This is a genomic window from Microbacterium sp. cx-55 (assembly GCF_021117345.1).
Lineage (GTDB): Bacteria > Actinomycetota > Actinomycetes > Actinomycetales > Microbacteriaceae > Microbacterium.
In genome coordinates this window covers 2,010,966-2,028,640 of the sequence record NZ_CP088261.1, presented here as the reverse complement: position 1 = coordinate 2,028,640, position 17,675 = coordinate 2,010,966, and the positions used below count along the sequence as shown (strand labels likewise).

Annotated in this window: 19 protein-coding genes; 1 reads left to right on the top strand and 18 read right to left on the bottom strand. The window is 59.0% G+C overall.

The window, feature by feature from the left end; translation table 11 throughout:
* Nucleotides 1–660 precede the first annotated feature (660 nt).
* From LQ938_RS09590 to LQ938_RS09510, 18 genes are all read right to left on the bottom strand, one after another.
* The gene (locus tag LQ938_RS09590; RefSeq protein ID WP_223720812.1) at nucleotides 661–1,005 is read right to left on the bottom strand and encodes an Lsr2 dimerization domain-containing protein; all 345 of its coding nucleotides are present in this window, start codon (nucleotides 1,003–1,005) and stop codon (nucleotides 661–663) included.
* 41 nt (nucleotides 1,006–1,046) lie between these two features.
* Entirely contained in the window at nucleotides 1,047–2,858 is a 1,812-nt protein-coding gene (locus LQ938_RS09585) for a hypothetical protein (RefSeq protein WP_223720813.1), read from the bottom strand.
* Nucleotides 2,855–5,017, bottom strand: a complete 2,163-nt coding sequence (locus tag LQ938_RS09580) for a phage tail protein (protein WP_223720814.1) — start codon at nucleotides 5,015–5,017, stop codon at nucleotides 2,855–2,857. The genes LQ938_RS09585 and LQ938_RS09580 overlap by 4 nt, the downstream gene beginning before the upstream one ends.
* A 217-nt stretch (nucleotides 5,018–5,234) precedes the next feature.
* Entirely contained in the window at nucleotides 5,235–5,543 is a 309-nt protein-coding gene (locus LQ938_RS09575) for a hypothetical protein (protein WP_223720815.1), read from the bottom strand.
* Nucleotides 5,544–5,577: 34 nt separating this feature from the next.
* On the bottom strand, nucleotides 5,578–5,979 hold the full coding sequence (locus tag LQ938_RS09570; protein WP_223720816.1) for a hypothetical protein: 402 nt from the start codon (nucleotides 5,977–5,979) through the stop codon (nucleotides 5,578–5,580).
* 3 nt (nucleotides 5,980–5,982) lie between these two features.
* Nucleotides 5,983–6,408: a hypothetical protein gene (locus LQ938_RS09565; RefSeq protein ID WP_231341314.1), complete on the bottom strand. Its 426-nt coding sequence runs from the start codon at nucleotides 6,406–6,408 to the stop codon at nucleotides 5,983–5,985.
* Nucleotides 6,409–6,434: 26 nt separating this feature from the next.
* Nucleotides 6,435–6,806, bottom strand: coding sequence for a hypothetical protein (locus tag LQ938_RS09560; RefSeq protein WP_223720818.1), 372 nt, complete (start codon nucleotides 6,804–6,806; stop codon nucleotides 6,435–6,437).
* Nucleotides 6,803–7,126: a hypothetical protein gene (locus LQ938_RS09555; protein ID WP_223720819.1), complete on the bottom strand. Its 324-nt coding sequence runs from the start codon at nucleotides 7,124–7,126 to the stop codon at nucleotides 6,803–6,805. The genes LQ938_RS09560 and LQ938_RS09555 overlap by 4 nt, the downstream gene beginning before the upstream one ends.
* Before the next feature lie 19 nt (nucleotides 7,127–7,145).
* Nucleotides 7,146–8,765 (bottom strand): HK97 family phage prohead protease, encoded by a 1,620-nt coding sequence (locus LQ938_RS09550; RefSeq protein WP_223720820.1) that lies wholly within the window; start codon nucleotides 8,763–8,765, stop codon nucleotides 7,146–7,148.
* Nucleotides 8,758–9,939: a phage portal protein gene (locus LQ938_RS09545; RefSeq protein WP_223720821.1), complete on the bottom strand. Its 1,182-nt coding sequence runs from the start codon at nucleotides 9,937–9,939 to the stop codon at nucleotides 8,758–8,760. The genes LQ938_RS09550 and LQ938_RS09545 overlap by 8 nt, the downstream gene beginning before the upstream one ends.
* A 98-nt stretch (nucleotides 9,940–10,037) precedes the next feature.
* Nucleotides 10,038–11,480 carry a terminase large subunit domain-containing protein gene (locus tag LQ938_RS09540; RefSeq protein WP_223720822.1) on the bottom strand — a complete coding sequence of 481 codons (1,443 nt, stop codon included), beginning with the start codon at nucleotides 11,478–11,480 and terminating at the stop codon, nucleotides 10,038–10,040.
* The gene (locus LQ938_RS09535) at nucleotides 11,461–11,610 is read right to left on the bottom strand and encodes a hypothetical protein (RefSeq protein WP_223720823.1); all 150 of its coding nucleotides are present in this window, start codon (nucleotides 11,608–11,610) and stop codon (nucleotides 11,461–11,463) included. Before LQ938_RS09535 ends, LQ938_RS09540 begins: the two co-directional genes overlap by 20 nt.
* A 902-nt stretch (nucleotides 11,611–12,512) precedes the next feature.
* Nucleotides 12,513–12,698: a hypothetical protein gene (locus LQ938_RS09530; RefSeq protein WP_231341313.1), complete on the bottom strand. Its 186-nt coding sequence runs from the start codon at nucleotides 12,696–12,698 to the stop codon at nucleotides 12,513–12,515.
* A 74-nt stretch (nucleotides 12,699–12,772) separates the two neighbouring features.
* Nucleotides 12,773–13,036 (bottom strand): HNH endonuclease, encoded by a 264-nt coding sequence (locus tag LQ938_RS15535; RefSeq protein WP_223720825.1) that lies wholly within the window; start codon nucleotides 13,034–13,036, stop codon nucleotides 12,773–12,775.
* Nucleotides 13,037–13,789: 753 nt separating this feature from the next.
* Nucleotides 13,790–14,035, bottom strand: coding sequence for a hypothetical protein (locus tag LQ938_RS09525; protein ID WP_223720826.1), 246 nt, complete (start codon nucleotides 14,033–14,035; stop codon nucleotides 13,790–13,792).
* A gap of 610 nt (nucleotides 14,036–14,645) precedes the next feature.
* Nucleotides 14,646–14,894, bottom strand: coding sequence for a hypothetical protein (locus LQ938_RS09520; RefSeq protein ID WP_223720827.1), 249 nt, complete (start codon nucleotides 14,892–14,894; stop codon nucleotides 14,646–14,648).
* Nucleotides 14,895–14,944: 50 nt separating this feature from the next.
* A complete protein-coding gene (locus LQ938_RS09515) occupies nucleotides 14,945–15,124 on the bottom strand; it encodes a hypothetical protein (RefSeq protein ID WP_223720828.1) in 180 nt (59 codons plus the stop codon).
* Nucleotides 15,125–15,881: 757 nt separating this feature from the next.
* Nucleotides 15,882–17,534 carry a recombinase family protein gene (locus LQ938_RS09510; protein ID WP_223720829.1) on the bottom strand — a complete coding sequence of 551 codons (1,653 nt, stop codon included), beginning with the start codon at nucleotides 17,532–17,534 and terminating at the stop codon, nucleotides 15,882–15,884.
* Nucleotides 17,535–17,545: 11 nt separating this feature from the next.
* Here LQ938_RS09510 and LQ938_RS15480 point away from each other — a divergent pair, with 11 nt between their 5' ends.
* Nucleotides 17,546–17,668, top strand: coding sequence for a hypothetical protein (locus LQ938_RS15480; protein ID WP_263317334.1), 123 nt, complete (start codon nucleotides 17,546–17,548; stop codon nucleotides 17,666–17,668).
* The last annotated feature ends 7 nt before the right edge of the window (nucleotides 17,669–17,675 follow it).

Sequence of the window (17,675 nt, the reverse complement as noted above, 5' to 3'; positions counted from 1 at the left end):
CGTCAAACTTTCTCAGGGGCTGACCTTTCGATTCTAGACCGGATGCGTAGCGGTGGGTCAAGACCGACTCACCCCGTAGGCCAAGCTTCGGTCTACAAGGAAGGACCAGAGATGGTCACCAGCAACAACAGCCCGCTCCGTCCGGGCAACACTGTCCCCCAGAGCGGCATCTACGGCCAGTTCCAGGGTGGACGCCTCCGCAATGAGGTCACCAGTGTCCAGGGAGAACCTTTCCCTCCCGGACAGCGGGCCGGTACCACCTACCGGCTGATCCGGCCCACGCGGTAAGGGGAAGCGTCATGGCTACGCGCTATCTGACCCTGACCTGCCCGCACTGCCGCCGCACGTTCGGCCCGTTCTCGCCGTCCTACCGGCCCGGTCTTGTCCGGTGCCAGTGCGGCAGGGTCGTACGCCTCACGTGATGTGAGAGTGGATGGGGGAGTTGCCTTCCGGTGCACCCCATCCACTCAACAGGAAGACCCCCTTGGCTTCAAAAGCCTTGGGGGTCTTTCTGTCGGTAGGGGAGTAGTCAGCCGGGGATTCCGTGCTTCGGGCACGAGTAGACCGGAGTCCCCTTGGATGAGGCGGACTTACCTGCCATTGCGATGAGGTCCATGGACTTACCGCACCCCTCCACAGGGCACTTGCTCGGGTCGTACATCAGGCGTGTGCTTCGTCGTACTTCTTCAGGATGTCGTTCGAGAGTCGGCCACGGCCACCCTTCTCCACCAGACCCTGTTCCTCGGCCCACTTGCGAGCACCAGCGCGGTTGGTGCTGCTCTTCGCCTTCGCGGAAGAGGTAGAGCCACCACGGCGAACCAGAGTCGCCGCGTCGATGAACGGAGCCAGAGCGTCATCCATCTTCTTGACGTTGGCCTTGGAAAGGTCGATGGTCCAGCTAGTTCCCCCGTAGGTGAACTCGATGGTCTCGAAGTCCTCTTCCTTGACCTCTTCGCCGGTCAGGTCGTCCTTGTAGATGTATCCAGGGTTAGGAATCTTTGCCATGCCCTGGAAGATACACCTAGAAGAAGCTCTAGAACAACTTCTTAGGGTCTAGCGAGCGTCAAGGTAATCATCCATCGGTAAGGGGTGATGTCGTGCTTGATGCCAGCAATGATGGCGTCCTGTTCCATCCCACGGCGCTGAACAACGATGCGCTGACCTAGCTCTAGAGATTTCGCCTTCTGGGTGTTCTGCTGAACGTTCCAGCGAAGTTCCTTGACGATGAGGCGCGGGTTCTGGCGCTGACCGGTGAGCTTGTCCAGAAGATCGTAGTAAGCCACCGATCCGTACACAGCTTCATCCAGGCCGTAGATGTCCAGCGTGCGGGCGTCTGGAAGCTGAAGGTTGGTCTCAACGGTCGTAGCTCGGATGCCGTACTTCTCGATGGAGACTTCATCTACCCACGTGTAGGTAGCGGTCTCTTCGCTGCCCCAGCGCTCTTTGTCCTTCGTTGATGTCGGCGTCGATGAAACATCCTGAGACTTCTTCAGCGCTGCCCTGACTGACGGGATGGTGTGGCTGTCAATCGAGGAGCCGAACGTGGTGTTGCTGATCGTGAGGTAGTTCACAAGGTCTCTTGTGTCCTGGGTGACCTTGGCGTCTGTGTACTCCAGAACGCCAGGCTGGCGCTGGTCGCTGAAGGTGTTGGTGACGGGCAGGTACTCGGATGGGGGAGCGAAGCGCACCACGCCGGTCCTGTCCGTGTACCAGTAGGAAGCCACGCTGGATGCTGCTAGGTCCAGGTGAGCGTCTAGCGTCGTGTCCTTCATCGACCATGCGAGAAGCTGCGGGAAGACGGTATCCACCTTCTCTACGCGAACATCGAAGATTTGCAGACGGGAGAGAAGCTGAAACGCCTCATCCACTCGGGTCTTCCGGCTGAGCCAGATTTGCAACGTCGCCGTCGTTCCCTGTGCCTTGAACGCCACAGTGCTGGGGAAGTCACTTCCGGTGTTCGTCGTGATGAATGCGCCCGTGTTGGCCTTCACGCCATCTACGCCAAGGAGGATGCCGCGAACGGCAAAGTCACCGATGGTGCCGATTTCGGGAGGGTAGTCACCCTTGACGTTGGCACCGAAGCGGTACACCTGACCAGGCTCTACCTGGATCGTCTTCTGGATGCCGTAGACGTTCTTCTCTAGAGTCACAGCCCCAGTGGCACGCCAGTTGAGCGTGAGCGCGCGAGAAGAGCGAGGAGAGGCGAGAGGGTTACCCCAGCGGTCTCGATTGACTACGGGTGCGCCACGGCCAATCCAGCTTGTGTTGGGCATGACTGCCGTGGGCAGGGGAGTAATGAGACTCCAGCCGTCAGCGGTGCTGGTTGCCGGAAGCTCGTAGACGGTCTCCCACTCGAATGCCTGAGGGAGGGCGATGGGGACCGGCGAGACGGTAGCCAGACGGGCTAGTCGCTCCTCCAGAGTCTGGACGCGCTTGGCCTCGTTCGAACCTGGCTCGTAGTAGAACATCGGCGTGCCCTCGACACGGGTGTTCACCAGCGGGTGAATGGCGTCTACAGCGGTCACCGTGACGTAGGTCAGTTCCTTGCCCGTGGCCTTGTCCAGAACAGCATCGGAGACGACATCCAGAACCTTGCCGGTGAACATCGGCGTGCCGTCTGAGCGCATGACAACGCGCACGGGGACGCCCGTGGTCAGGTCGGCATCATCCAGCGGGTCTTGGTCGTTGAAGAGGCTGATGACCGCTGTACCCACGTCAGTCTTGATCTTGACGCCGTTGACGTTTCCGCCGCGCTGAATCTGGACGCCCGTGGCGTTCGCCAGGACGCTGGTCCAGCCGGTGACATCGGAGAAGTACTGGACATCTAGAAGTGTGTGTACGGGTACTTCACGGATCATGCGGCCACCACCAGACGCCCGCCGCCGTTCCTGTACAGGTCGATGGATTCCATGATCTTGCGGCCTGAGTCCATCGACGGTTCCAGCATGTAAGCGTTGACCGTGATGCTGTCACCGCTGGCGCTGCTGCCGTAGCTGCCACCGCTGCTCATGGTGGCCCGGATGCCACCCGATGAGTACGAAGGGCTGAAGGCTGAAGCTGTGCCGTTCAGGGCGTTCATGGCCTGACGGACGATTCCTAGGTTGCCGGTGATACCTCCAGCCAGACCCTGATTGATGTTCTTACCGAACACCTTGAAGAGCTTGGATGGAGAGGCGATACCGAACATCCGCTTGAAGGCACCGATGGCACCACTAGCGATGCTCGTAAGAGCGCTCACGACACGGCCAGCGCTGCCCTGGAGACCTCGCACCAGACCAGAGATGATCTGTCCACCAGCGGACGCCAGAGCGGGGCCGATGGACAGCACAGCGGCTGTCATCTCGGGGGCCATGCCTCGAAGCGCTGCGGCTACCTGGGGGATGATGACCGGCAGTGCCTTGACCAGGGCACGGAACAGTTCGATACCAGCGGCGATGATGGCCGGGGTCATCTGAATGATGGCGGCTGTGATCTTTGGCGACATCAGGACCACTGCCGAGATGATCGACGGCAGAGACTGAGTGATGGCCTGGACGATGCCAAGGAAGGCCGTCTTACCGGCCTCGAGAATCTGGGGTAGCGCTGCGGTGATGGCTTCCAGGATCGACGGCCAGGCAGAGGTCACGGCCTCAACGATCTGGGGGAGCGCGGTAGCTACAGCCGTCGTCAGAGCCAGGAACAGTTCAATACCGTTCTGGAGTACGGCGGGGTACTGAGCCATGATCTGCGGAATGACCATGGCGAACATGTCAACCAGGCCCTGGATGAGGGCAGGGACGGCCTGAGCTAGTCCGACCACCAGCGCCTCAAACAAGTCCTGGGCGGCGATGATGAGCGACGGGATAGCTAGGAGAATCTGACCGATGAGCGCCGGGATTAGCTCGGCCACGGCCATGAGCACACCGGGGAGAGCCTGAGACAGTCCGGTCACCAGACCCTGGATGAGGGCGATAGCGGCAGTGATGAGAGTTGGCGCTGCGGCGATGATGCCGTTGACCAGAGCGACCACCACGTCACCGGCTACTACTGCGATGCCGGTAGCTGCTGAGGCGATGCCGTCAATGAGAGCCGAGATGATCCCAGGTGCCTGGGAGATGAGGGCGTCACGGAAGGTGTTGAAGCTCGCGATAGCTGCCGTGAAGTCGATACCGGAGAAGTCGAAGTTCAGGTCAGCGAACGTCTTAGAGCCGTCAGACAGACCGTTGATGAAGTCAGCGAACTGAGTAGATGCCGTGCTCAGAACCTGGACGAAGGTGTTGAAGATCGCGTTGTTAGACAGGCCCGCGATGAAGTCGCCGTAAGCCCCTGTGACTGCCGTCACAGCCGGGAGGAGAGCCGTACCGATGACGGAGAACAAGTTCTCTGTTCCAGCCTTGGCGCGCGCCTGAGCACCGGCCAGCGTTTCAGCTTCTCGGGCGAACGCTCCCGTAGCGTCAGCGGTCTGCTGCGTCAGAAGGGCAAGGGTGGCCTGAAGCTTGGCATTCTTCTCGGCCTCACCGGACAGGCCAGATAGGCCCATCTCGGCCATCTTCGCCTTCAGGGCTGCGTCATTGATCGAGACGCCATAGCGCTCAATCGGGTCACGCTCACCACGGAGAAGGGACGACAGCGCCGACACGGCGTCAGAGGTAGACCCACCGAACTGAGCGGCGAGGTCGGCACCCATGCCGATGAGGTCGTTAGTCTGACCGGCCACGGCCTCCATGGGGAGACCCATGTTCTTCAACTGGGAACCGATGACCGTAGCCAGGTCGGCGTACTCAGACTTGGCTAGTCCCAGGTTCGAAGCGGCCTCATTGGCCCACGTCTCCATCTGGCCCGCGTTCTCCTTGAACACGGCGTTCAGACCACCCATGGCCTGTTCCAGCTTGGAAGCGGATGCCACGGCCTTGACGCCCACTGCAACGGCGACAGCGGCACCTACAGCGGCTACAGCGGCACCGGCTGCGGCGAAGCCCTTGAAGCCAGCGCTGACGCTAGCCATGCCCTTCTGGAAGCCCTTGGTATCCGCCAGCACGGAGACTGTGACTGTATTCTTTGGCATTTGGGTTTCACCGCCTTATGGTGTTGGACCCTTCCCCGGCCACGAGTTAGGAAGAACCGGGGAAGGGGGTCTTTGGGTTATCGGTTGGCTCGCCTCTGCGCCTTGTTCGCTTCTTCCTTCGCGCGAACAATGGCGTCCCTCTCGTAGATCGTCAGGCGGTCGTACTCAGAGGGAGACATGCCGAGATGGACTACGAAGAGCGCTTTCTCGTCTGCGGCTTCTTGGGCGAGCCTTCTTCTTTTCCCGCTTCTGAATCCTCATCAGGCTCGGGAGCCGACCAGCCCAGATAGTCGATAGCCGCCTGTTCGGTGAAGTTCTCTGCCTCAACCAGGGGGTAGTCGGGGTTGTGGCGTCGTTCGAAGAGCCAGATGAGAACTGCGACAGCCTCAGGACCGCCTAGAGCGCCTGGGTTCTGGGCGAGGTCAACCAGAGTGCGTCCGGTCATCTCCTCGAACTTCTTCTTTTCGCCAAGGGTTAGGGTGTTGACATCAACAGCCATTTCGTTCTTTTCCTTACTCGTGTTGGTGGCCTGGCTACTTCAGGCCGTTCTTTGCTAGTAGCTCGTCAATCCCGGCTTCCAGAGCCGCGAAGACTTGTGCATGGTTCGCCCTCAGAGCGTCCGTGAGGAACGGATGAGGGGCGATGCCATGGGCGGGCCATCCGTAGTGCTGGACGCCCGCGTAGGGGATGCTGGCGAAACCGGCACGTACAACGGCCTTGGTCTTTCCGCGTCCCGCTCGGATGGAACCGGCAAGGGTTCCGCTCACTACTGGGGGCTGTGCTGCTCGGACGACAATGGAACCGACCTCATGCATGAGGTCTTTCATGTCGTCGGAGCTAGCGCCCGCCTTGTTGAGCTTGCTGAGGACGGCCTTCAGTCCCTCTACGCGGATTCTTGTTCCGCCAGAGGAATACTCAATGCCGTCCCCAGCCATGGCTTACGCCGTCTTGCGTACGGGTTCGCCAGTTAGGTTCCACTCGAAGTCGAACGTGGAGTACGACGTGGTGGAGTTGCTGGCTTCAGCGCTGATAGGTGGCTTCTTGCCGATGGTCACCGTGCCCGTGTAGTGAGGCTGTGCGACCGTGGCAGAAGAGTTGCCCTGAGGGGCGAGCGTGAAGGCTGCCTCAGTCTTGGCGTTGGCCCATACGTAGTTCCAGAACGAACTAGTAGCCATGTCCTGGACAGCGGTACCGGAAAGTACCCACTGGTCAGTGGAACCGGCTGCAACGTCACCGAACGTGATTACGTCGGCGTCTGCATCGGTAGGGGCTAGTCCGTAGGAAACTAGGTCGGCGCTGTACTCGGTAGCACCGAACTTCAGGGTGATCTTGGTCTTACCGTTCAAACGGCTTGCTGCTGGCATTTCTTCATCTCCTAGATGAAAGGGGGTTAGAAGTTGATTGGGGCTGACACGCGAAGGATGACCGTGAGGAACTGGACGTTCTTCACATCGGTCAGGTACGGACCCTCTACCTGCTCCACTGACCAGTTGGCTGTCGTGAGGGCAGGAATGAGGTCTTCTAGATGCGACTCGATGAAGTCCGTGACAACCTCGTTGTCACCCTTCGGAGCGATTACCCAGACCTGGAAGTTGGCCCGGTGCTCCTCGAAGGTCTCGCCTTCCGTGATGTACGGGTTGTTAGGCGTGATGAGGATTGCGGGCGGCGTGTACTTGTCTGGGAAGGAAGAGAAGACCTGTGTCTGAGTCACCCCAGAGATGACGGTCTTCAGCTCCTCGCGGTAGTCGGCTAGCTGTGTCATGCGAACCCCAACTTCAGGAATGGCTTCAAGATGGGGTAGGCGGAAAGCATCGGATCGCGGGCTACGCGAATACCGGTCGTTCCGTCTGGGGTCTGGAACTGAGCGATTCCGTTAGGCGCGCTCTGGCGCTGGAATAGCTCTGCGGCCACCTGGAGGGTGGCTAGCTCCAGAAGCGGGGCGGGGACCACTGAAGTACCGACGTACACGCCAACTAGCCCTGTTGCTGTTTCCCAGCAACGGGTTAGAAGGTCGTTGTGGCTGACACCTGCTCCTACGTATTCGCGTAGAAGGTCGGTGCCTTCCTCGGTCGTCAGTTCCATCAGCGGTCCCCAATCCGGCTTACGAAGCGGCGAGCTTGACGGGAACGATTAGCTCAGGGAACTCATCAGCAACGGCACCGTAGAAGTACACAGAGAACTGCTTGGTGAGGTTGGTGATGTTCTCGTCAGACAGGCTGAACAGAGCGGAGTCGTACTGCTTGATGGCGCGACCGTTGACGAAGTACGCTTCGTCACCCGTCTGACCGGCGTCCAGGTAGACAGGGATACCGGCGAGGTTGCCTGTCAGGCCAGGAAGGTTCAGCGAGCCAGAGGCGTTCTTGTCGGCCACGGTGAACACACGCTCACCGGAGACCGTGAGGCCACGGAGCTTCTTGAAGACCGAAGCGGAGACCACAAGTGCCTCAGGATCAGCGTTTAGGCCGTCGAACTTGATAGCCGCGTCGATGAGCGCGTCTTCCCAGTTACCGGCTACCGAAGCGGCCAGCGTGGCACCCAGGACAACAACGCCACCGTTGGTAGCGATTGCCTTACGTGCGGCGACAGTCGAAGCGACAGCGCTACGAAGCTCGATCTTCTTACGACGACCAGCCTCGATAGCGAGGGCTTCCAGGGTCGTGTTTAGAACGGGAATCGAAGAGCGCTCGATGGCCTGGCGGGATAGCTCGGTGTATCCACCAAACGTCTTGATCGGAGCCGTGGCGTTCTCGAACTGGAGCTTGCCGTAAGCGAGAGTGTCACCCTCGTTGACCTGCTGCTCAACCTTCAGGGTGTTGCTCTTCAGACGGGTGAACTCCAGGTTCATTCCCGTGCCGGGGAGCGTGCCACGCGAGAAGATGCGCGACTGGACACCGGACGATGCATCGTAGATGCGGGTCAGGTTGGCAACGTAGGCGTCACGGACTGGAGCGTCAGAGACGGTTCCACCCGTGTAGGCACGCTGCTGTAGCTCGTCGTACTTGTGCTCCTGAGCACGGTTGTACGCGGTAATGGTGGACTCGTCGCCCTCAACCATTGCCTTCAGCACGGCACCGGCAGAGCGCTGGTCTACTGCTGGCTCGTCGTTACGAACGGACAGACCAGCCTCAATACGACGCTGGATGTCCTCTACGGTTTCGCGGATTTCGAGAATGTCCGCGTCATTCTTGTTAGCTTCAGGCATTTCTGAAGTCCTCTCATTTGGGGTGACCGAAGACGCGGCGCGTACCTCGGAGATGGTGGCGTTAGCGCCATAAGCGCCGAACGGGACTAGGGAGACCTCACGGACTCGAACCTTGGTGCGGGTGATTACGGGAAGGTCGTCTTCGCGCTCTTCAACCTCGTATTCGCCGCCAGGCTCGAAGCCCACGGAAAGCTGGACTACAACGCCGTCACGGGCGAGTGTCAGCGCGTCATTGCCCTGTGCTGTCTCAGATACACGGGCTACGATTTCCCAGCCGTCAGCGGTGTCCTGGGCGCTCTTGATAGCGCCGATGGGGTCAGCGTGACGCCAGTACAGAAGAGCGCTGTCAGAGTCCTGTACAGCACCCTTGGCGAAGCGCTCGATGTAGGCACCGGCAATGTTCGCGTCCTTCTGGAAGGGGACAGCGATACCGCGAATCTCGCGCTTGTCGATGTCTACCGACTCAGCGCGAAGCTGTACTTCACGGGTCAGTAGCTCGAAATTCTTGTTCTCAGGCATCGGCGTTGCCCTCCTGCTGCTGGGGCTGGTTGGTAGCTGGGCGTAGAACATCCCCGCCAGAAATGGGTGACATCTTCTCGATGGCGCGAACCTCATTCGCCGTCATCCAGCCCGCATCAATGGCGAGCTTGTGCGCCTCGTAGCGAGTCTTGGTGTCGGGGCGAAGAAGGGCTTCGTAGTTGAAGCGGGCTACGGTCGTGGTCGAACGGCCAAGAAGGTCAGAGAACGCCGTTTCGATTTCGCGCGTGTACTTGGACAGTGAGAAGCGGTAGTAGGCCAGCCACTCTTGTTCCACGTTCTGGTAGGTCTGAGAAGACCCCTCAACAGAAGCGAGGAGAAGCGATGCTGGAACACCGAAGAGGCTTGCGATACGGGTAACCGTGTAGCGCTGGTTTTCGATGAACTGAAGCTCCTGAGCGGACAGGTAGAAGCTCTTGTAGTCCAGACCTTCGCCTAGAACCTTCACGCCACCAGCGCCAGAATCCGTCCAGCGCTTACGGGCTTCCTCAGCCTGTTCCGGGGTTAGCTGCTGGTCGGTCTTCAGTACACCGGCAGGAACGCCTGAATCTTGAAACCAGTTATTCGCATAGCCGTTCAGGTCCAGAGCGCCGCGTAGCTCATGCTGTGCCGCCTGGATGGGGCCAAGCCCCTTAGCCGATCCGGGAACGCGGGCAAACTTCAGGTGCTGGATCTCGTTCAGCGTGTAGGGAGTCTCACGGGAGCCGTACTTGTAGGAGACAACTTCCCCGGCCTTGTTGGTCTGAGGTTCTACGTCACGCGGGTTGAGAACTTCTAGGTTGCTGATACGGCCCTGGTTGTCACGGGTGATGCGCCAGTAGGCGTTACCGGTGAGGGCGAGAGATACAACGGTCTCTTCTAGGAAGGCTTCACGTGTGCTGTTGACGTTCGGGCGGCGCATCCAGAGAGGGGTGTTCTCTACCTTCTCGCCAGCGCGGTATACGTCAATTGAAAGCTGAGCTACAGACGTGCTGTGAATCTGGACAGCGCGGAAGATGGTGGAAAGACCTAGAGCCTCGTCACTGCCAACGCCACGGTCAAAGTAGGACCGTGCTGGAGGAAGAACACCGGGAAGAATCTCTGGCGCTGGCTCGTCGGCACGCTGAATAACTGGCTCGTTCCAGTAGCCAGTTGCGAAGAAGTTACCTAGTCCCATGAATTACCTCATAGGTACTATCGGCTAAAGCTGACTTGCCTCAATGGGCACGAAAAAAGCCCCCATCCGGTCTTCTGGATGAGGGCTAAATTCTTGTTCTAGAAGACCTGAAGACCTGTCGGCTCTGGAAGCGTCTCCGCTGCGTAGATGCCTTCCATGGTGGCAATGACGGCATCAATCTGACCGGCACCACTGTTGATGACGCGGAAGCGCTCTCCGATGTTCTTACGCTTGGTGCCAGGCATCTGGACAGTCAGAAGGATGTCTCCAGCGTGCTTGACCTTCTTCTGACTCATGAGGGCGTAGAAGCGCGCTGAGGAGGCCATCTGGTCAGACTGGTTGAGCAACATCATCTTGTAGCCCTTCTTCTTCAGAGAGGCACCCAGAGCCTTTAGAAGGCCAAAGTTGTCCATGACGAAGGCGCGGGGGTTGTGCTTGTTCAGTCGTGTGGCGATGTCCTCTAGCTGGCTCAGCCGGGGGTTGACGATGCTGGCGACCAGTTCGGTGTAGAAGATGTCGCCACGCTTGGCTGTGACCGTGATGGATGCGTAGCGCTCGTCCGGCGTCACGTCGATAGTGAAAATCGGCCTGGCGTCCTTCGGGAAGGTGTCATCCAAGGACCGCTGAGCGCTGCCCCACAGGCTGAGCGGGAGGAAGGCGTTCACGCTCTCCACAAAGCGGTTGAGCCGGTAGCGGAGGATGTCAGGCTTCGGCATGGCTCGAACGTCGGCCAGAAGTAGTTCTGGGTCGATGCGTCCTGATGCAAGGGCTGGGTTCGCGGCTCGGAGGTACTGGAGTAGTTCGGCGTCATCGTCGGGTACGCGGGCCTCAGGTGCCTCGAAGATGAACGCACCGAAGCTCTCTAGCTGGGGGTCTCCCTGGGCGGCGTTCTGGGCGTTCTCGTAGAGAGACTTCAGTAGCTCGCTCTCCTCGTCACCCGCCGTGGTGATTCCCACGACGATGCCGTTAGGGCGAGCACCCAGACCATTGACCAGCGCTACCCACAGTTCAGTCTTCAGAAGGTGGACCTCATCGACTACGCCAGTGTCTACGGGGAGACCCTGGAGGGCAGCACCCTTCGCGGCCTTCAGTTCGTAGATGGTGCCGTTGGTACCCTCAATGCCTCGGGTGTCGGTGAGTCGCTGGAACTGCTTCCTCAGGACCGTGCCGTAGATGGCTCTCTGGGTGCGCTTGTAGACGATGCGGGCCTGTTCGGCGGATGAGGCAATACCGATGACCAGGGAGTTGGCCTTACGTAGTAGGCCGATCAATCCCAGGATGGCGGCTAGCTCTGTCTTGCCGTTCTGACGGGCCAGGCTGATGATGACCTGGCGGTAGCGAAGCTGACCGGCGCGAGGGTGACCAGGGGGACACAGTTCCAGAACGTGGCGTAGTAGTTCTACTTGCCAGTCATCCAGCCTCATGCCGAATGCCACACGCCAGACAAGGGTGATGACCTTGGACCAGCGATCCCAGAGGCTGGGGAAGTCGGGGGACAGGGGAGCGGTGAATACGGCTGGGTCAGACTTCACGGTCTTCACCAGCCTTAGGTGGTCGGCTGCTCTGGCGCTTCTGCCATTCCTCTTCCACGACACGGATGACCTCGGCGGCTGTGTTGTTGAGCACTGAGGGCTTGGTGGCTGCCCGCCTCTTGATCCAGTCGAAGATCATGATTCGTCCTCTCGCTCGATGCCGTCGCACAGGGCGAGCGTGGCCGGGGTCGTCTGGTCGTCGGGCCAGTCAGGTGGAGACACCCAGTAGTGGTGTCGGGCGTGTGGGTCGGTGACACTGCATGTGCTCATCACTCACCGGCTTCCCGGAGAGCCTGAGAAAGCTCGTCTTCCTCTTCCACGCCTGTTGGCTTACGGGAAAGAAGATTTCGGTAGACAAGACCGAACTGAGCCACCAAGGCAGGGGTAATCCGCTCGTCTAGCTGGCGTGCCATGGCGTCAAGAGCCACCCAGGCGGGGTAGTCATCATCGGTTGTCCAGCTATCTGCACTGGAACGGAACCTATTGACGGCGGTTAGGAAGGTGATGCGTCTGAATGGCATGGGAACCTCAAATGTTTTCAACCTGCTGCGTGAAAAGGAAGGCTGGGGGCGGGGTCTTCCGTGGGTCTGTCAGAAAAACGGAAGTGATGACGGACCCCGATGGCTTCGTTTTCGTCATGCTGCGTCGTGATGGTCGTTTGGAAGTGAATCAAGGTCAACTGGGATCGCCAGATAGCTTTGACCTTTGTGAGTCAAGATCATTGGTGATGGTGAGCCAGGCAGGGTAGCCAGGTACCGGGTGGCCTGGTCCCATAGGGTGGCTGCTGTTGGGATAGGGCTGAGTCGCTGATGCAACTGCTTGGGTGTTGGGATACTCATGACTCTGGTTCTTCCTGCTCGTCGGGTAGGCGGGTCAGGTGGGTATCTTCCTGATGTCCATTGGCACGGCTGAATCCATCTGTGTCACCTACCTCTAGGTGGGGGGTTTCATCGGGGGCGGGGTATTCGTGAGTGACGACATACCCCCCGCCGTTCTTCAGAATGAAGAGGGGGGCTGTTGAAGTTACACGGTAGGTGTACATCAGTTCTCCTCGCGGGTGTTTAGGTCAGGCTCAATCCAGTTCAAGTCAACGCCTCGGGAGATGTCCCACGTGAAGTTTCCGGCAAGTCGTCCCGGCGCGTGCAGGAACTCCAGTTCTGTTCCCTCTGCGGTGATAGCGGTCTTGCCGTCTTCGCTCTGAGCCAGGGTGTGAGTGCTGGCGGTCATGGCGTAATCCCCTTCATCTGTCGTGATGAGGATGCGTACCTTCGTTACATTCATTTCTTCTTCTCCCTCTTGGCTCACAGGTGAGCGAGCCAGTCTGTGTTCCACCAGTTCTGACGGACCAGTTCCTTGTCTGACTTGTCGTTGTTGCACTTGTCGCATGAGGCCACAAGGTTCCAGGCGTCGTCTGTGCCGCCCTTGCTCTTAGGTGTCAGGTGGTCTGCCTGAGCGTTCGATTCATCTAGGGGCTTGCCACAGTGCTGACAGGTCCAAGCGTCCCGGTTAAGGACGTAAATTCTTGTTTTCTGGAAGGCTCTGCTGGTTGATGAGTACTTACTCATAGCGTCTCGTTCCAGGTTCTGGAGGGGACCGTCTGGCATCCACAGCTAGAGACCTGACCCCGCTGGACGAACTGAGCGATTCGGATTAGCTCCTTGCCACAGATGCACTGAACGCGCCACTGGGGGTGCTCCACACCAGCCTTGTTCTTGAATGGCTCTGCCTGGCCTAGAACGGTCAAGCTCTTAATCCGTTGGCCCTTCTTTGCCTTGTACTCATTGACAGGCTTAGGAGGGCGTACAGCCCGTTCTACGGGTGCCTTTCGAACTGCGGGCTTCTTGCCGCGGGGCTTCTTCACGCGGGGCTTCGGCGCTGCCTTCTGAAGGACAGGCTTGGCTAGGGGTGTCTTCTTAGCTCGGCGCGGTAGGGACGTGCTGCCAAAGCGCATGAGGCGCTTGTAGTGCATGTCGCACAGGCCACGTGCCTTGGCGTCCCGCCCACAGCCGTCCACCGAACAAGGCGTAGGTGCGGCCTTCTTCCTGGTCGGCATATCTGTGGAGCCGTGTCGATAGAAGCGCTGGTAATGCTTGGAGCACAGCCCCCGAGATAGTTCGAAGCGCTCACACCCGTCTACGGAGCACAGTTGGGGGTTCTCGATAGGAATTCCCTTTGGCATCAGTCCTCCAGACGCGGGGCTTCTGCTGGGAGTCGGCGGGGATAGTTGAACGCGTCCTGGTCTCGCTCCATCTGCCACGCGAGGATGTCCACCTGAGCGCGGGTATAGCGGATGCTGTCTGCTAGTAGGTAGTCGTCGTTCACTGGAAGCTCACCGTCACGTCACCGGTCTCCTGAAGGCGTCTGATGACCGCGCTGACCTCCTGAGGGGTGAATGACTGAGCCACGCGGTCTAGCTGCTCGGAAGTCACGGATGCGGGGTCTTCCCCGTCATGGAGTAGGTACTGGGTAGCCATGTATCGACGCACAACCTCTTCTAGGTCTTCTCGGTTGACAGGGTGCTGGTGGCCCTTGCCATCGGTCAGGGTGACCGTGCGCTTAGACATCGGCTGCTCCTCGTAGGGCGTGGTCGTACTCGCGGTGATGGGTGGTGCACCGGCTGCTGTAGTGCTCTTCGTGCTGGCAGTAGGGGAGAAGGAAACCGTTGTGGTAGCCCTGTACCTCGTCTTCACAGCCGCCCTGGTAGCTCCAGCCGGTGCCGGTCTTGTCACAGCCCTCCTGGACACAGGAGTAGTCAGACGCGCTTCCGCGTAGCTGCCTCAGCTTGCGATGCCAAGAGTTGTAGATCATTGGCTTGCCAAGGCGCTTACGGACGGCCCTGAGGCTGTGCTGACCACAGTCCTTCGTGCTTCCACGCGGAATCAGATTCGCGCTGAGCTTGACGCTCATGTTCCCGCAATCACAGACGGTGAGCACTCGTCTGTGCTTCGTGTCCATAGGAACCAAGATGGTCAGGTTGCCTACTCGCTTAGCTTCACGGATCATGGTCTTCTCCAGCGCCTCATGGGCTGTGTCGATATAGTGCGAAATAGGACGAAATATGCCCTACCTCTACTATCGTTCGCTGGGCCGATGCCTCCATGGGGACTCATGTCAACCAACAAGAAAGGCCCCCCGTCAATGAAGACGAAGGGCCATTTCTTGTTTTACGGGGGGCTAGCTCAGCTTGCCTTCCTGGAAGATGGATTCCCGGATGAAGTCAGGCTCATCATCCTGGTAGGTCTGGATGAGGTTCATGGTCAGGTACTCGTAGAGAGACCGGGGGAGGAAGGCCAGAACAAGATTCTCGTTCGTCTTGTCCCGCAACTCGATACCGGTCTTGCCCGTGTCCGCTACGCGGATACCCAGGCCATCCCAGAACGTCGCGTACTCGGCTTCCATCTCGGGGGTCAACTTCAACATCATGTGTCCAATCAGGTAGTGAGAGGAAAGTACCCCTCATACTGTTCTACGCCTCAGGAACCCGTCTGACCAACGCTCAGAGGAAAATTCTTGTTGGGCTTGGTCGTGAGGAAGATTCCAAGATCGTTCTCCAGGTGGTCGATGACCTTATCTGCCCCGTCATGGTCACCGGCTTGAATCAGGGCCATGACTGTTCTCCAGTACTTATCCGTGCTGTTCTGCTCGGTCTTCATCAATCTTTTCCTTCCAGACGGCTGATGATGTGATCTGCCAGTGATTCCAGAACCTCTAGCTTCGCTAGTGCCCTGGTGTTCTGGTCATCCCACTTCTGAAGTAGCTCTGTACCTGTCATTGGTTCTATCCCTTCCCTGGATAGTCAGTTCTTCCACGGGTGTTATCAGAGTGAGGGTCTTGCTCTGACCCCTACCCCAAAGAACCCGTGAACATCGTTTGCGCCATATCACTGTTCGCCCAACACAAGTAGCGCTTACCAAGAGGTAGAGCGCGATGTATCGGCACCAACAGACTTATTCGAAGTCGCCTAGAAGGTGGCTGCCATGTCCCGCTCATGACCGTTATGCGGGAAGCTCACTGGTTAGGGTGTAGGAGCTAGAAGGACCACAGGAGGATGTCTTCATCTACTCAACTGGGGCCTCTGGGAAGCTGGACCTCTGTCAGCGCTTCCCTCGCCTACAGGCCATCGAAATGACCTCAACATCTACTATCGCACTTCTGTCTTCCCCATGCTGGCCTAAAGGTCACCTTTATGCTGAGAGTCTTCTGTGTTGACATGAGTAAACAAGAAGCCCCTGTCATCAAGGGGAAGTCAAGATGACAGGGGCGGTAGCTTCTACCTCATGGGTTGGTAAGCCATACTCAGTATACCAAAGAAGACCTTCCTGGGGAGCTACTAGGACCAGCCAGGAAGGTCTTCTTCTCTCCCTACCAGAGGAGATAGTTGTAGCGGTACCACCACCGGTTCCAACTCTTCTAGGTTACCAGTTCCTGACCCTCCAACTGGATTAGCGGGTACCACTGAAGACGCTCATGACCCCTACCGCCCTGGTTGATTCTGATGCGGATGGCGGCGCGGATGATGTCTCGGCGCTTCTCCAACGGGTGGTTCTTCCAGTGATGCTCAAACATGATTCGGTACTTCTCGCTTGACTCGGGGTTGTTCTCGAACTGCTCCTGAATCTCGGTTGTAGAGAACTCCTTGAACCGGCTGACGAACTCAGCCAGCGCGCCATCCTGACCACGCTGCGCCATGAGGGTGTTCCACTTCTGGCTAGCCTCTTCCAACTCGCCTTCAATGACTGCCAGGTCTGCGCGAGCGTCGGCGTGAATCAGCTTCTGCTTGTAGTCACGGAGGATGCCGGAAACGTGCTCCAGGCGCTCTGTAAGCTCCTGTGTGTGCTCAGAAAGCTCACTGAGGGCTTCCTCTACGGCTGAGTCGTCCTGAGCCTTCAGAGCGCCACTCTGCAACATGGAAGACATAAGCCCTGTCACGAAGGCGTCAGCAATGGCGGTGCTGATGGACGTGTGCTTGTTCTCGCGGTCGGTGAGCGAAACCCGGCACTTGTAGATGTGGGAGACGTACCGGGGCTTGCCCTTCCTCTGGGTGTAGCTCAGCGTGGAGTACGTCTTCTCGCCGCACGTGCATTCCAGGATGCCGCTGAGAAGGTACTTCTCCTTTGGTCCCTTGCGCTGCGGTGCCAGGAGGTTCTTCTGGGCGATGGCGGCAATGAGGTTGTCCCGCTCCTCCCGGCTGATGATCGGTTCAATACGGGACACGGGAAGTTCTGCGCCCTTGTGCATCAGGATTCCGGCGTTGCGCTCACGAATCAGAAGTTGCTTGATGGTCCCGGCTGTCCAGACATCCGGCGTGATCTTCGTCTCACCTGGGCGCGTGCGGTCCTCGCGAACCCTGCCCATCATCGGAGACTTGATACCTTGCTTCGTCCAGCGGGTAGCCACGCCCCAGATGGACTCCTTGCCGCTGGTGACGTTCATAATCGCCGTCCGAAGGTGTGCCGCCTCTGTCGGCTCAACGGGGATGTACTGAGCGCCTTCCTCCCACTCCCAGCCCAGACGCTCAGCGTCCTCAGGAGACAGCTTGGCGCGCCCCTGGAAGCCGAACGGGCGAACGCCCCACAGAGGGAGTCCTACAGCCCTCTCAGCGTCGTAGCGGCGCTTCTGACGGGCTGAGCGAATCCGGCCTTCTCGACGGCCAGAAGCAAAGATGCTGACTGCTGTGTCTTCGCCGGTAGTGGTGGACGGGTCCAGGAGTCCGTCACCGTCCAGGTACCAGACCACGTTTCCCTGGCTGGATGCGTCAATGAACTTCAGGCCGTCCCCGTAGGTGCGAGCCAGGCGCTCACCCTCCACGGTAATGAGGTAGTCCACTTCGCCGGTCCTCAGGAGGTCCAGAAGCGCTCTAGCCTGAGGGCGGTTCTCTAGCGTCGTGTCGTCAGCGCCCTTGCCGGATGCCGCTATGCCGTCATCCGCGAAGATGTGCGCCGGGTCCACGGACCAGCCCTCAGCCTTGGCGATGGCTTTACAGGTGGCTATCTGGTTCTCAACCTTCGCGACCTTCGTATCCTTCTTGCTGATACGTGCGTAGATGGCTGCGCGCTTCGTCATGTGTGCATCTTATGTCTGCCTGGGTGCTCATCACGCTCATGACGGCGGGGCTCGTCGTCGTCATCTGGGCCGTCGCCGGTCCGGCACTTGCGGGCCTGTTCGAACAGGCCATCTCGCGGGTCTCCGGACTCTGACCGACTC

What these genes read in the sequence shown, in the direction of transcription:
- LQ938_RS09590 (WP_223720812.1), bottom strand. Translation starts at nt 1,005, where the DNA reads ATGGCAAAGATTCCTAACCCTGGATACATCTACAAGGACGACCTGACC.
- LQ938_RS09585 (WP_223720813.1), bottom strand. Translation starts at nt 2,858, where the DNA reads ATGATCCGTGAAGTACCCGTACACACACTTCTAGATGTCCAGTACTTC.
- LQ938_RS09575 (WP_223720815.1), bottom strand. Translation starts at nt 5,543, where the DNA reads ATGGCTGTTGATGTCAACACCCTAACCCTTGGCGAAAAGAAGAAGTTC.
- LQ938_RS09570 (WP_223720816.1), bottom strand. Translation starts at nt 5,979, where the DNA reads ATGGCTGGGGACGGCATTGAGTATTCCTCTGGCGGAACAAGAATCCGC.
- LQ938_RS09565 (WP_231341314.1), bottom strand. Translation starts at nt 6,408, where the DNA reads ATGCCAGCAGCAAGCCGTTTGAACGGTAAGACCAAGATCACCCTGAAG.
- LQ938_RS09560 (WP_223720818.1), bottom strand. Translation starts at nt 6,806, where the DNA reads ATGACACAGCTAGCCGACTACCGCGAGGAGCTGAAGACCGTCATCTCT.
- LQ938_RS09555 (WP_223720819.1), bottom strand. Translation starts at nt 7,126, where the DNA reads ATGGAACTGACGACCGAGGAAGGCACCGACCTTCTACGCGAATACGTA.
- LQ938_RS09550 (WP_223720820.1), bottom strand. Translation starts at nt 8,765, where the DNA reads ATGCCTGAGAACAAGAATTTCGAGCTACTGACCCGTGAAGTACAGCTT.
- LQ938_RS09545 (WP_223720821.1), bottom strand. Translation starts at nt 9,939, where the DNA reads ATGGGACTAGGTAACTTCTTCGCAACTGGCTACTGGAACGAGCCAGTT.
- LQ938_RS09535 (WP_223720823.1), bottom strand. Translation starts at nt 11,610, where the DNA reads ATGATCTTCGACTGGATCAAGAGGCGGGCAGCCACCAAGCCCTCAGTG.
- LQ938_RS09530 (WP_231341313.1), bottom strand. Translation starts at nt 12,698, where the DNA reads ATGACCGCCAGCACTCACACCCTGGCTCAGAGCGAAGACGGCAAGACC.
- LQ938_RS15535 (WP_223720825.1), bottom strand. Translation starts at nt 13,036, where the DNA reads ATGAGTAAGTACTCATCAACCAGCAGAGCCTTCCAGAAAACAAGAATT.
- LQ938_RS09525 (WP_223720826.1), bottom strand. Translation starts at nt 14,035, where the DNA reads ATGTCTAAGCGCACGGTCACCCTGACCGATGGCAAGGGCCACCAGCAC.
- LQ938_RS09520 (WP_223720827.1), bottom strand. Translation starts at nt 14,894, where the DNA reads ATGATGTTGAAGTTGACCCCCGAGATGGAAGCCGAGTACGCGACGTTC.
- LQ938_RS09515 (WP_223720828.1), bottom strand. Translation starts at nt 15,124, where the DNA reads ATGAAGACCGAGCAGAACAGCACGGATAAGTACTGGAGAACAGTCATG.
- LQ938_RS09510 (WP_223720829.1), bottom strand. Translation starts at nt 17,534, where the DNA reads ATGACGAAGCGCGCAGCCATCTACGCACGTATCAGCAAGAAGGATACG.
- LQ938_RS15480 (WP_263317334.1), top strand. Translation starts at nt 17,546, where the DNA reads ATGTCTGCCTGGGTGCTCATCACGCTCATGACGGCGGGGCTCGTCGTC.